The organism is Gammaproteobacteria bacterium (genome assembly GCA_013697705.1).
Taxonomy (GTDB): Bacteria; Pseudomonadota; Gammaproteobacteria; order UBA6002; family UBA6002; genus UBA6002.
The window spans coordinates 1-13,582 of record JACCWJ010000034.1 but is presented as its reverse complement, the minus strand read 5'-3'; the positions used below and the strand labels follow the sequence as shown (position 1 = coordinate 13,582).

Below are 13,582 nucleotides of genomic sequence, written 5' to 3'. Positions count from 1 at the left end.
AATCTCCCTATGAAGAGTAAATGTTTATTATTGCTAATGTTGCTACTACTGGTTACACCCAGCTTTGCAGGCACATTATTTATAACTGCGAAGGAACGGGGCCATGGCCAAGTACTCCATATGCAATATGTTCATGTGGCGGATTTTGGCTGGAATAGCGCAGGCGATTTTATTATACGCTTTGAGAATGGGGAGCAGCAATCATTAGGCAGGCGCTCTCAATGGGAATATTTCGCTGCCCCGATTTTTGTAAATGATAATGATCAGCTCCGAAAATAAGATTATCGTTGTGAATGATAATCTCCCTTACCCGCATTAGAAAACACCATCTGCCATACCTGGAAACCTCTGGCTTTAGCGCTTCCGGCGCAACTCAACAAATAAAAATTCCACATGCGGCGAAATTGTTCACCATACTTATTTTTTAAATCATCCCAGTGACTATTAAAGTTATGGTGCCAGCTCATTAGAGTGGGGTGATAATTAGTGCCCAAATTGTGCCAATCTTCCAGGGTTAATTTGAGCTCTGAGGCAGCACCAATTTGTTTGATAGAAGGTAGCATGCCATTGGGGAAAATATATTTTTCTAACCAATCATTGTTAGTGAAGACAGTATAATTGCTGCCCATGGTATGGAGTAAAAAAAGACCCTCTGGGGCTAATGTCTTTTTAATCGTTTTCATGAAGTGCCCATAGTTCTTATGTCCAACATGTTCAAACATTCCAATGGAGGCTATGCGATCAAACTGTCCGGAAATATCACGATAATCTTGGAGCTTAATGTCTATAGGTATATTTGCACAATTTATGCGGGCAAGCTCCACTTGTTCTTGCGAAAGTGTTATTCCTACCACTTCTACACCATAATTTTCAGCAGCATATTTAGCTAAACTCCCCCAGCCACAGCCAATATCCAATAAACGCATTCCTGGAGATAACTGTAATTTTCTACAAACCAAATCTAATTTATTGAGTTGAGCTTGATTAAGATTATCGGCATTTTTCCAGTAAGCGCAACTATAGACCAAGTTATCATCGAGCATGCACTGAAACAAATCGTTACCAAAATCATAGTGTTGTTTGGCGACGATAGGGGCACGGTGTTTGTTTTGAAAATTGAATATACAGTGAGTGAGTACTTGTAGCCATAATTTGGGTCGGAGTTTAAATGTAGCTTCCAGATTAGATTGGAAAAGGCGCTCCACACAATGATCAAGCTGTTGGCAATCCCACCAACCGGCCATATAGGTTTCACCTAATCCAAGTGCTTTTTTGTGAAGTACTACATCATAAAACCGCCGATCATGTAACTGAATATCCCACGGTCTTGTGCCGTTAATCTTCACGTCCGCTGTATCGAGAAGGCTTTTAACTATAAACTCAGCTCGGGACACGGCTACCTCCTTATAAACGAAATCATCGATATTTCATTGCTATTACAATTTTAGCATGCAACAAACATCACTTGCCACAAGGGATCCCTCAAATTATACTGGTCCATCCCTAATCCTCGTTTAAGGATTGCCGCGATGACCAAACTCATCCCACATAGTCTCCGTCTTCCTTTATTTATTTTTTATGGCTTTGATATAGCGAAATAATTGTCTGTAATCATCTTAAATTTTTCAGGAGCAGAAACGTGTTGAAAGACTATAATGAAAAAACAACTGAATGCCCTTCCAATTTTCCTGTCTCAACCAAAAATTTCTCAGATGAGCAACCCTCATTTCATTCTGCGCTGCTTGCTAATGTGCTTTTTCAGCTGAATTCGGTGGACATAAGCGAGGAAGGGCAAAAAAAAATACAAGAAATTGTGGGTAATTATCCCAAGGATGATCTGGGTGGGGTAATGTGTGCGCTTTATGAAAAGAAAATAATTCCCAAAAAAGTTTTAATTGATTTATTTGTACACGATCATGCGCTTAGTCGACATCCCCAAATTCGTGGTTGGTGGGAGCAAGAAAAAAATACGCTGCGATTAAAATATTGTAGCGGTGATATCAATCATAGTAATAACAACAATAACAACAACAGAAGAGTGAAAAACTCCAACCAATATCTGCAGTTTTTATTAGGCAACACTATCGATGAAAAAATTCTTATTGAGAATCTTGCTGCTAAATTAACGCAATACGCAAGAGAAAATTTTTATACGTATAAGTCGGGCAATACCTATTATTACAGCATCCAACCCAACGATCAGTCTATTGGTTGTCGCTTTGATAAATACGGTCAGCCTTTAAAAGATGGTTATGGTAATGAACTAACGGATGAATATGGTGAATTCATCTATGCAACTATTGCAATTCGAGAAAATCAAGATGGCTCATTTACGGAAATTAAAAAGAGAGTGCCTAGGGGAACGCCTGATTCGACGCCTTTAACGGATAGCAACGGTACACCGCTTGCTACCACTTATAGACAAATAGTGCAAAAAGATAAACCAAAAGATACGAAAAAAATTCGAGCTGATGCGATCAATGGTCTGTTTCAATTAATTGATACTATGAGTGCAGATGATATTTACCGTTATATGACCACTCCGTCATTTCAAGTGCTAATTGGTAGTAAGGAATTGACATTCACTCCTTGGAAAACACATCTGGCAGATATTTGCAGTGAATATACCGAAGGATATAAGAAAATTATTTTTGAGCAGGATGATGAAGCTTTGCTCAACATGCTAATGGATGAAAAATGTTATAAAAATATTAAACGTCAAGAGTTAATATTTCTATTTTGGCGACATAATCCATTACTTATTGCTGATGTCGTTGTAAATCTTTATGGAGCTGAGCATTTCAATGGGCATCGTCTGGATTTTGTACTTATGCAAAAACTAATCGCTGGGGATGAAGTCGCTATAAACACCGTGAATGCTAAAAGATGTGAATTAAAAACAAAATTAATATTACCCAAAGATTCACGTGTTCCAGGCAAGAATGTCTTAGGAGAGGAAAGCCTCACTAAAACTCAATTATTCCAGTATGATGATACGACTATCGCAGCAGTGGAACAATGGATCAGAGTGGCTTTTAGCGATCAAATCATAAATTGTGTTGATTCACAAGAGTTTGATATGAGTAGGTTAAACAGAAGTAGTCCTTATTATTTTTATCAAATTCAAGCTAATTCGTATATGCTACTTGAGCCAAGTAAAAATCAAGATCCAAATTATTATCGCTATAGGCAATTGAAAAAAGACTTGCCGGCTTTGCTTAATGACCCCAATGTGCAATTATTCGATAAACCCATTATATTTTTTGGTATTTTTAATATTGATGGTAATCACTATCTGCCATTTTTTATTTATACAAACCGGGGCGGTAAAATTTTTGTGATAACGGTAGATCCGTCACCCCATGTGTACCCAAAAGAAGTCCAAGATAATTTACATATCGATACCAAGAGTGACACGCATAATAAATTAATGCGGATTTTTGAAGACATCTTACCCGGGTGTAATTTTATGGATCCAGCTGTTACTCAAATGCTGCGAGAAAGAGACTGTGGGCCAAATGCTGCTCAAACATTAACTGATGTGTTCGAAGCCTCTAAAAAATCACTTCCTTTATTAATAATAGATGATCAAGATTGTTTGCGGATGGATAGCTCGCTATTAACTTTGACAGGCTATCCCCATGGAGTAAATCCTTACACCGAAACATTTGTTTATTCAGGTGTAATCGAAACAAATTCCAATTTGAATCGTAATAAGTGGGAACAACATTTGAGTCGTCTTAATTTTATTTCGCATTATATTCGCCCAGGTTATCTCGATTCGATGCCATTATCCATCTTAGATCCCGTCGAAAAATTCGATGAAAGCTACAATTATTTATTACAGGTGGATAGACAGACGTTGCACGATGAAAGAAATACTAATATTTCAGCAATTCAATCATTGTTGCTTAGCGATGAGGTAGGGCGAAATCTGATTAACAGCATTATTATCCAATATAAGAAAAATTTGCAATTTTCGCACTTCGAACAGCTAGAGGCATTTGCTAAATCAAAAATTGAATTGAGTCAACTGGAGCAATTTACTTCTGCGCACCAAAAAAATCTTCACAGTCTTATGGAAGATGTACAGACTGTATTATTAAAAGATCATATCCCGGAAGCACTAGAAGCTTCTTTGCAAATGCAAATCCTTAATCAACTGCCCAACAGATCAGATTTAAACGCGCAACATATCGTTTCTGAGTTTTTAGAGCGTCACCAAAGTATTTTCAAAAAATTATCTCCGCATGATCAAATTATGATTAATGATAAATTATTACTTAAGGCGGGGGAGGCTGTTCGGCAAAAGCTAACCGATCTTCATCGAGGCGTGATTATCGATGTAATAAGTAATAATTGTTTTAAATATTTAACGACATTAATTTCAGGAAATCCAGTTGACATCAATGAGCTGGCAAGTTTGTTGCAGCAACAATTGGATTATAATATAGATTTTTTTCAGGATTATAGAAACAAGTGTAAGCCTGCACAAATAACTCAATCGATACGTTATTTAAAAATACATGATTTAGCAAAATTGAAAAATATTATTTTTTCTCATGTTAGTTTCGTTGCTGAAACGGTGCTCTCCGTAACACTCGCGTATGTAAAACAGGCGATTAACTTTAACGAAAGCCACTTGCGCGATTTATTATTGTATTTTGATGAGGCTAGTCAACATTTCATACCCCCATCACCTAAAATATATCTGCCTCTGCAGGCTATGCCTAATATTATTAGCAGGGATGAAATCAGTTCAGTGTTGGGAAGCTGGCTGATACCTCAAATAGAAAGCAGTCTTTATCAAGCGCTTTTAGCGTTACTTCCCATTAAAGCAAAAGAACAAGTGAAAGATTTTGTGGCAGTAACTCATTTTTTGAAAGATGTGGTTGACCGTCCCCTGGTCGATATTGATCAATTACTCTCGGCCGATAATGAATTAACTATCTGTATAGATTATACCCCCTACATTTCAGAATTTGGCTGTGTTAAAAGTATCACTGTCAATGATTATAAACATGCCTTGGGTCGGAATTATATTTTTGCTGAATTGCAACATCACACCGCCTCCATTTTCGTTCACACCCGTGATTTTCATTTTGATCAAATTGCGACAATGGTGATTGAGGAAAATACGGATGTTCTAACCTATTCACACACTGTTTCACTCATAAATATGCAGTCTAATATTATGGAGGAAATATTTAACCTGGCACGCTTGAATCAAAACGCGGTAGAACAAGCCTTTGTCCCATCCTTAGTATTCTTTGATCCTATTTCTCAATTATGGGGGTGGAGTGAGACAGGCAAGCGATTCTGCCAGCATTTCAATAGCAAATATTTGTCCAAAGTTTATAACCATTTGTCTGAAGTGACACAAATGTTAACAATGATGGATGCGACTGTAGCTGTATTAAAAGAATTAGAAGCAAAGCGCTGCATTAATGTGAATAATGTTATAGAAAATAAATTAAATGATTTAAGTTTCATTTCCTCTCAATTTTTAGCAATACCTCTATTCAATGAATTTGAAACAAAATTTGCACTCCTACGCGATAGGTTTGCAAATGAATTAAAGATGGTCTGTAGAGCTGTTTATAAAAAAAGTGGCTATGATGAGGGCGATGTTATCCCGGGAACAGTGGCTGGACTGGTGCGACCGACCTTCTGCAGTATATTTGGTATTCATACCGAGGCAATTCTAACTTCTGAAGTAGCTATGGGAGTAGATAAAGATATTGATAAAATGATCTCTGCCATACCTGACTCATTAACCAAAATTGATTCGCAGCTTATTATTATGGATGTGGCGAAAAAGTTGCCTGATACATATAACCAAAAGCTTTCATTTCAACTACTGAGTGAAATTATATCGTATTGGTATTGTCATCACACTTTTTTACCTTTTCTCACAAGTCCTCCTCGATTAATACAGGCGCTCATTACTGTTGCTAATAATAGTTATGCATCCGACTCTGTAAGACAAGAAGATATAGATTTTCTCAAAAAGGAGCTACCTTCTACTCGTGAAGAACAATTAAATATGTATTTAAAAACTGATTTGATTTCTCAGGTTGCAGCAGCTTTATTACGTTCGGTCGATCTGTCCAATCAGATACACACGCCTAGTCCTTACACCTTTACTCAACTAACGCAACTACTCCATGGGCAAAAAATAGATTCTAACAAAAATTCTGCAAAACAGAACAAACCTATTTCGTCCGTAGAATCAGCGCTACCTGTTTTATCAAAGAGGGATTTCGATATTAAACTCTTTGCCGAATTGAAAATAAGAAACAAAAAAGCACATGAAGAGAGTGGTCCCGGAAAATTAACTAAACCTAAAGTATGGAATATAACAGAGGTTAAGACAGAGTTATTAAAATCTTATCAAATAGAAGTTAAAGAGGATGAGTTGGAACAAGATGAAGATAATAATAATGCAGTACTGCCGCGTGTGGCATTGCAGCGTCCAGTTTTGATGACATTTGGTTTTTTTGAGACGGATTTAGATCAACATTTAGTTAAACTTAAACGGCGACATGAAAGTGGGGATTATCTGGATGATTGGGATATGTCTTATTTAAGAGCGTTTCTTGATAAACGTTGGCGACTAATGGTCCGCAAAGGGAAGCACACTGCTGTCACCAATCCTTATTTACGCGAAAATCCCGGTTATGCTGATCAAGAATGCATTGCTATTGCTAAAATACTCTCTCAATATTATCAAAAACAAGGGGGGAAAGTTTATACGCACGATTTGCTCATGCCGAATCATTTTACGGCACTAAGAACGAATGCATTTCCAGACTCTATTGCTAAGAAAATGCAAGTTTTTACGAGTGACATAACGCAGAATAATAATAATGTCGCGACACTTGATATTAAGATGACAGTAGAAGATATTCCATTATCTAATCTAATCGTCATTCGATCAGGGTACGCTTTAAATATATTTTGGATAAATTATGCGTATCTTCAATCTAGAGCACTCGTTAATCCTTATACTAATAATGAGCTCACTCATAACGAATTAAATGACATTCTTAAGCATCCTGGTGCTCATGAGCTTGTTGAAAATGTGAAAAGCAATTGTATTGCGCGAATGAGTAAGAGAGCTATTGATCTCTTAGAAGACTATGTCATTGGTACAGTGCATCAGAGAGGTTTTAAAGATGAGTATACCGATGATGAGAATGCAACAAGTAAAATTGCTAGCGAAGTTTTTTGTGAAGAACTTGCAAAACTATCTCGTCTAGAAGCGGCTATTCTCATGAGGGAGCGCATACCCCTGAATCAGGATGGTCTTACTGTTGAAACAGTCATAAAAAGATCACCTATACTTTGCATCGCTGGCCAGGGGGTATTTCTTGCGAGAGTGGTAGTGGCTTATAAACCTGTAAACAAATTTCCACAATTTATTTTACAACGAGTGGGTGTGAATATTCCTAGGCGGCACTTTAGTGAGATTAAGAAAGTAAGGGATATGTCTTTATACTCGAATGGAGAACGACACATATTAAGTAAAACAGAGGATGGTCCAACGCTGGGTCTTAAACATTGATCGTCTCTAATACGGCGTCAATCAATAATTATCAAACGAAATTTGATATTAATTTTCCTGCAAAGGCATTCGACCCTAGCCGTATCAGCACGAGATACTTGGCAAAATTTATTTAATAAACCGCTGAAATATGATAAAATTTAATATTATTTAACTCAAAATTATGTAATCAATTGCCCGATATGAAAATTTTAATTATTGAAGATGAACCTAAAACTCGCACCTTTCTTGCTAAAGGTCTTAGTGAATATGGCTTTACTATTGACACGGCCCCGGACGGACAAGAAGGTTTATTTCAAGCCATTAACAGCAGTTACGATTTAATCATTTTGGATGTGATGATGCCTAAAATCGATGGCTGGGGGGTCATTAAAAAAATTCGTGAATTGAGCGAAATTCCGATTCTCTTTCTTACTGCATGCGATGAAGTGAACGAAAGAGTTCAAGGTCTCGAGTTGGGAGCTGACGATTACTTGGTGAAGCCTTTTGCCTTTTCGGAGTTATTAGCGCGGGTTAGAACTTTGCTGCGTCGTGGTTTAAATCGACCTATTGAAGTCTTAAAAATCGAAAATTTAGAAATGGATTTGCTACGTCAAAAAGTCACCCGTGAAGGCCAACGCATAGATCTTACTGCAAAGGAATTCACCCTGCTTTCTTTACTAATGCGACGACAAGGTGAGTTACTTTCACGTATGCTTATTGCAGAGCAAGTCTGGGATAGCAATTTTGATAGTGATACTAATATCGTAGATGTCACAATTAAACGTCTAAGACGTAAAGTAGATGATCCTTTTGATAAAAAACTTATTCACACAGTACGCGGCGCTGGGTATGTTCTCGAAATACGTTAATTTTTTTAAAAGAATATCTATTGCTGCACGCTTGAGTATTTTATACGCTGTCACTTCTTGCATTATGTTATCGATGATAAGTTTGTATGCGTATTGGGCGCTAACAGACACTCTCGGTAACGCTAATGAAAAATTTGTTAAGGATGAAATTCGCGTATTACGAAATATTCTATATAAACATCAGAATAATTCAGCATTACTGTCTCAAGAATTAGAATGGGTACCTGAAGAACTAGAGGCCTCCGAATATCACTATTATGCGCGCATCGTTGACCCTAAGACCAATCAGGTGAGTGCAATGACCGAAGGCATGCGATCAATTTTTAGTGATGTTGAATTTCCGTCACCTGCTAAAGCCACTGAAGATCCGGAAGAAACGTACACCATTACAGCAAATAATAACAATACTTACTTACTTATTTCTGCCCTTGCAAAGGTGGGCGATACCAATTCGATAAAATTAATTGAGGTTGCTCTCGATATCACCCCACAACAAAAAATCATCGCGACTTACCAGCGCAATTTGTTTTTCGTCTTATTTTTAGGAATAGTCGGTGCCACTCTGCTGGGTATTTTTATCGCTAGAAAAGGTATGCGGTTTTTAAATGAAATTACTCACTATGCTGAACGTATTAGTATTTCCCAATTAAATTCAATAACACTTAATCATTGCCCAAAAGAATTACTCAAACTCGTCTCTGCACTTAATAATATGTTGCAACGAATCGAAAATGCTTTCAAAAGATTATCTTTATTTTCAAAAGAGCTGGCGCATGAATTACGAACGCCCATTAATAACTTGATGGGTGAAGCAGAAATTACGCTTTCCAGACCACGCCCCGCTAATGAATATGAAGAAGTTATTGCATCGAGTATAGAAGAATATCACCGTATCTCACGCATGATTGAAAATATATTATTTTTAGCTCGTACAGAAAATCCTTCAATTAAATTAATTTGTCAAAAGATTGCATTGGTTAATGAATTTGAAAAAATCGCTGAAAATTTTGAACCACTGCTACAAGAAAATGAAATCACCCTTCTTGTTGAAGGTGACGAAGAAGTATTAGCCGAACCTAATTTGTTGCGTCGTGTTCTGAATAATTTGATTTCTAATGCCATTCGCTACACGTCTCATAAGGGCAAAATTACACTTAATTGTACCAAGGACGATAGTAATATTTATATTAATGTTAGAGATAATGGTATTGGCATTGGAAAAGAACACCTTCCTTACATTTGCGATCGCTTTTATCGAATTAAACATGATGACACTTACGCACACGGTCTGGGTTTAGGTCTTTCAATCGTAAGTTCTATTATGGAATTACATGGTGGCAGTCTTCAAATCACTAGCGCGCTAGGAGAGGGGACTTCTGTAAAACTTATCTTTCCTCATAATTAACCTCTCCCCGCAATGCTAAATGACATTTTTGTCACTTTGCAGTCATCTTGGTGACAACTTCATAAGATATCCTGGATTAATAATCTAATCAGAGGCTCAGGATATGCTACTTAAAGAATTTTCTACTAAAACGCTGATAAATATGGCTGAAAGCAATAGGTTTGATGCAAAAATATTAGCAGCGGTTAAAGAGGCGCAATTATTTAAAAAAAATATTACTGATACTTCTCAATTATTGTTACCGGTTTCACAAGGAATACTGAGCGCTAGTGTTGCCCTTGATATATTTTGGTCAATTATATACATAACCAGTGTTAGTTTTATGGTTATGACGGGTTTGATTGGCATTATTTGTTTGTCAGCTCTCGCGCTAGGAGTTGCTTTATCCTGGAAAAATATTAACAAGACTAAGAAACTACAGGATAAATTTATTCAACGATTCACCTCTGTTTTATGTCAGGAGCTCATTTATCATGAAGTACTTCAGAGAAGAAAAGAAAATTTTGTGCGAAGAGCTCGACTTGTTCTGGACAAAATATTAACACTGGCAAAGGAAACTGACAAAGCCAAGGATTTGGAGGCTATCTTGATGCAAGAGGGAATAGACGCAGATACTCTGCTATATGATCCAAATCAGTTAAATGTTGTATTTCGGAATAAGCAGCTAGTGTCTGCTTTACTCACAACACTCCTTTCTAATCGGGATATGAAACTAAAAATAAAATATCCTAGCTTGCCGATCTATGATGAGCCTGAAATTAGAGCCAGTAATACAAAATCTAAAGCTATCAAAGCAAGTGTTGAAGGGCTTACACTGTCGGCCGTTATTTTCGGAAGTTTTTTTGTTTGCAGTCATTATATGCTCGTGGGAGTTGGTTTAGGAGGGGTGGCCGCTATCCTCGGAGGGCCAATTGTAATTAGCATAGCCCTTACTTTGTCCCTTGGTTATGGAGCGTATTATGGTTACAAAACCTACCAAAATTCCAAAAGATTATCTGAACGAAAAAAATTAATTAACGATAAAACGAAAATCTGTGAAAAATTACAAGAAGAATGCAAATACGAACAAGAATTATTACATAGCTTGAAAAATATAGAGCATATAGTGGATACCGGTCCACAGACTTTCATTGTGCCTACATACACTTTATTTTCCAAGGTTCGATATCAGCCGGAGCCACCAAATCATCACTCTTCTATAAAGACATTGGAAGCAGACGAAAGTTCTATTCTTAGTATAAAGGTGGCTACAGGGTGAAGGCGGTGTGTTGCATACGTATTTGGGTTTCCTGGATTTCGCTTCGCTTACATCCAGGCTACATTGGCAGTAGCTGTGGATGCGTAGGGGACGGTGTGTAACGGTTGGCTCTAAACAATAATGGTAGAGCGCAGAGGTTTTATATTAAGATAATGCCCTCCTTATTGCCTCCCTTAGGTTATTTAACCTATGTCGACACTTTTATGATAATTAATTATGTCGTGTTGCTGTTCATACTTTTTGAAAATGTATATGTTATGCGTTTGGTAGACGCAAACTCAAATGAATTGGCATTTCGTATTGATAAGATTTGTTTATTCAGCGTGCCACTTATCTGGTTTATAATTTAAATCATTAATGCTCTGTATTTTCTTACTTAGAGGATTTGTTCTTCTCGAGGTTACATCTTTCTATTGTTATTATTGAGATCCTCATTGCTCGAGGGTTCTTGATCCTCTATTTTATTATCTTTAGTTTGGAGTGAGGCAGTTATAGCTAATATTCGCTCCTGCTCGACTATGCTTAAATCAGCGGGACTAATCAAAGACGCAATCTCAGGCCACTCTTCTGTATTGGAATCGATATCAATGAGTATTTCAATAAGTTTACATTTATAAATTGCAAATTGTATTACTTTAGAAAATGCTTCTGCTTCCTTTTTAAGCTCACCACGCGGAAGATTATCTGTAACAATTTTATGCAGTACTGTTAATTTATTAATATACTCTGGGAAAGATGACTCTAAAAGAGTCAGAGCCTGGCGACATAATTTAGCAAACCATTTATCATTATTCTTCGTGCCTTGGAGATAATATAACAAAGCTCTCACAGCCTCTTTCAAATCTTTGTCTATTTGATTGCCCCAAATTTTGTCACATTCGTGAAACTCAGCAATTTTAGTTTGGAGAAGTGCGATATAATTAATTTTATTATTTTTATATTTATGCGGTTGCGGTGGTAAAAGTTCAGGTGCGCGATTTTCAATCACTCTAAGAAGTTCATAATTTTTACTCAAAATTGCATGTTCAAATAGGTTAAGCCTTTCGAAGGCAAAGTTTTCTTGAGTTAAATTTGCTAAAACAGTAACAATTTCATTGTCAGCCTTTATATCTATGGCCAATGCCAAGGGAGTTTGACCAATATAATTTTTCTCATCACAATTAACCTGCGGTAGTCTAACAATATATTTAACCATGTTCGCATTGTTGTTCATTATCGCGTGATGAAGCGAGCTGAATTTATCGTCAGACTCATTCTTTTCTTTGGGAATAGAAGTATTCTCTTTATGGAGTAAGCAGAGGATGTCCCATGCATCGTTTCTAGACAACCATTTTAAACTTAATAGAGTACGTGCCTGATTTCTTTGTTGGGGCGATTTAAGCAGCAATTTTACCATGGTGCAATTATTTTCATTCGCAGCCATAATAAGAGGAGTATGGTGGTTTAGATTATGTAGTTCTAAATTGATATTTTTTGCACTCATCAAATTCCTGATGACGGAATATTGCCAACATATAATAGCCATATGCATGGGTGTGTTACCATGCCGATCCTGTGTATTTACATTAACATCGCATTCTAATAACAACGTTACAATTTCACTGTGACCATAGATACTGGCTAAATGAAGTGGTATGACATCGCGCAAAATCCCAGAAAGTTTGATATTAATATTTGCACCGAGATCAACTAACCGGCGCACTACTTCCATATCGCCCGTGATGCATGCACTAACTAATAGAATGTCAATTAGCCTAATCCCAGGATTTGGATTCAATAATAATGTAAAGAGATATTTCAAGTGATCCTGAAGTATACTATTTATTTTTATTTTGACTTCAGGAATTAGTTGACCTTGGACCTCGCTAGAATTTTGATTCACGGTTATAAGTTCTTGCAGGTCTAAAGGTAAGAGGTGAACTCGGGAGTCGAAAAGGGAAAAATTATTGATGATATATTTAAGGGTTATACTCTTGAGCGTTGTTTGATTAACTTTGTGACGCATCTTTGAAAGATTTAAAAGCGTTTTTATTTCTTCTAGTCTTACATCTAACCCCTCCTTATCTTCTGGGAGAGTAAATCCTTGGTTATCAATATCGTTGCGAAGCTGCTCGAGTTTCTGTAATGTCTTCTTGGCATCTACCCCCAATATATTATTAGCGAAGGTAAAACCTTCTGTAATAGTTACTCGCTTTTCAACTGCTATAGTTAAAAGCTGTAGTGTTAGGTGTTCGACAAGGGGTCTAAATTCTTCGCTAAATGTCATTCTTATTCCCACAATTAATTTAATTTAAGAAATATTCTTAACACTTGTATATTAAATTAATCTTAAATAGATAGGATGCGAGGATAAAAACGTAGCTCAATTTGCCATCGTTGCGCAACTTAGTTCTTCCCTCATCACGCGACCGCCAGGCACCTTGTCCCGAGATCGTCAGGCACGTCGTCCCGCGACCCACCCTTCATGTCGTCCCGCGACTTGATCGCGGGATCCAGCATCG

The 13,582-nt window shown here is 37.0% G+C and carries 7 protein-coding genes; 5 read left to right on the top strand and 2 right to left on the bottom strand.

The features are described 5' to 3' along the window. Window positions 1-9 precede the first annotated feature (9 nt). Window positions 10-279, top strand: a complete 270-nt coding sequence (locus tag H0U71_07855) for a hypothetical protein (GenBank protein MBA2654957.1) — start codon at window positions 10-12, stop codon at window positions 277-279. A 2-nt stretch (window positions 280-281) separates the two neighbouring features. Here the strand turns inward: H0U71_07855 and cfa are convergent, their stop codons facing one another. Continuing rightward, a complete protein-coding gene (gene cfa, locus H0U71_07850) occupies window positions 282-1,424 on the bottom strand; it encodes a cyclopropane fatty acyl phospholipid synthase (GenBank protein MBA2654956.1) in 1,143 nt (380 codons plus the stop codon). Window positions 1,425-1,639: 215 nt separating this feature from the next. On the opposite strand from cfa, the gene H0U71_07845 reads away from it, so the two are divergent. The 4 genes from H0U71_07845 to H0U71_07830 all read left to right on the top strand — a co-directional run bounded on the left by H0U71_07845 (window position 1,640) and on the right by H0U71_07830 (window position 11,081). Beyond that, window positions 1,640-7,567: a hypothetical protein gene (locus H0U71_07845; GenBank protein MBA2654955.1), complete on the top strand. Its 5,928-nt coding sequence runs from the start codon at window positions 1,640-1,642 to the stop codon at window positions 7,565-7,567. Window positions 7,568-7,749: 182 nt separating this feature from the next. Continuing rightward, window positions 7,750-8,418, top strand: coding sequence for a heavy metal response regulator transcription factor (locus tag H0U71_07840; GenBank protein MBA2654954.1), 669 nt, complete (start codon window positions 7,750-7,752; stop codon window positions 8,416-8,418). Further along, window positions 8,399-9,823, top strand: a complete 1,425-nt coding sequence (locus H0U71_07835) for a heavy metal sensor histidine kinase (GenBank protein MBA2654953.1) — start codon at window positions 8,399-8,401, stop codon at window positions 9,821-9,823. Before H0U71_07840 ends, H0U71_07835 begins: the two co-directional genes overlap by 20 nt. A 103-nt stretch (window positions 9,824-9,926) precedes the next feature. Next, a complete protein-coding gene (locus tag H0U71_07830; protein MBA2654952.1) occupies window positions 9,927-11,081 on the top strand; it encodes a hypothetical protein in 1,155 nt (384 codons plus the stop codon). Window positions 11,082-11,481: 400 nt separating this feature from the next. Here H0U71_07830 and H0U71_07825 read toward each other — a convergent pair whose 3' ends face one another. Beyond that, complete coding sequence (locus tag H0U71_07825) at window positions 11,482-13,347, bottom strand: ankyrin repeat domain-containing protein (GenBank protein MBA2654951.1); 1,866 nt, start codon at window positions 13,345-13,347, stop codon at window positions 11,482-11,484. Window positions 13,348-13,582: the final 235 nt, after the last annotated feature.

Excerpts from the sequence above, each read along its gene's own strand:
- H0U71_07855 (MBA2654957.1), top strand. The coding sequence starts at position 10 with ATGAAGAGTAAATGTTTATTATTGCTAATGTTGCTACTACTGGTTACA.
- H0U71_07840 (MBA2654954.1), top strand. The coding sequence starts at position 7,750 with ATGAAAATTTTAATTATTGAAGATGAACCTAAAACTCGCACCTTTCTT.
- H0U71_07830 (MBA2654952.1), top strand. The coding sequence starts at position 9,927 with ATGCTACTTAAAGAATTTTCTACTAAAACGCTGATAAATATGGCTGAA.
- H0U71_07825 (MBA2654951.1), bottom strand. The coding sequence starts at position 13,347 with ATGACATTTAGCGAAGAATTTAGACCCCTTGTCGAACACCTAACACTA.
- H0U71_07835 (MBA2654953.1), top strand. The coding sequence starts at position 8,399 with ATGTTCTCGAAATACGTTAATTTTTTTAAAAGAATATCTATTGCTGCA.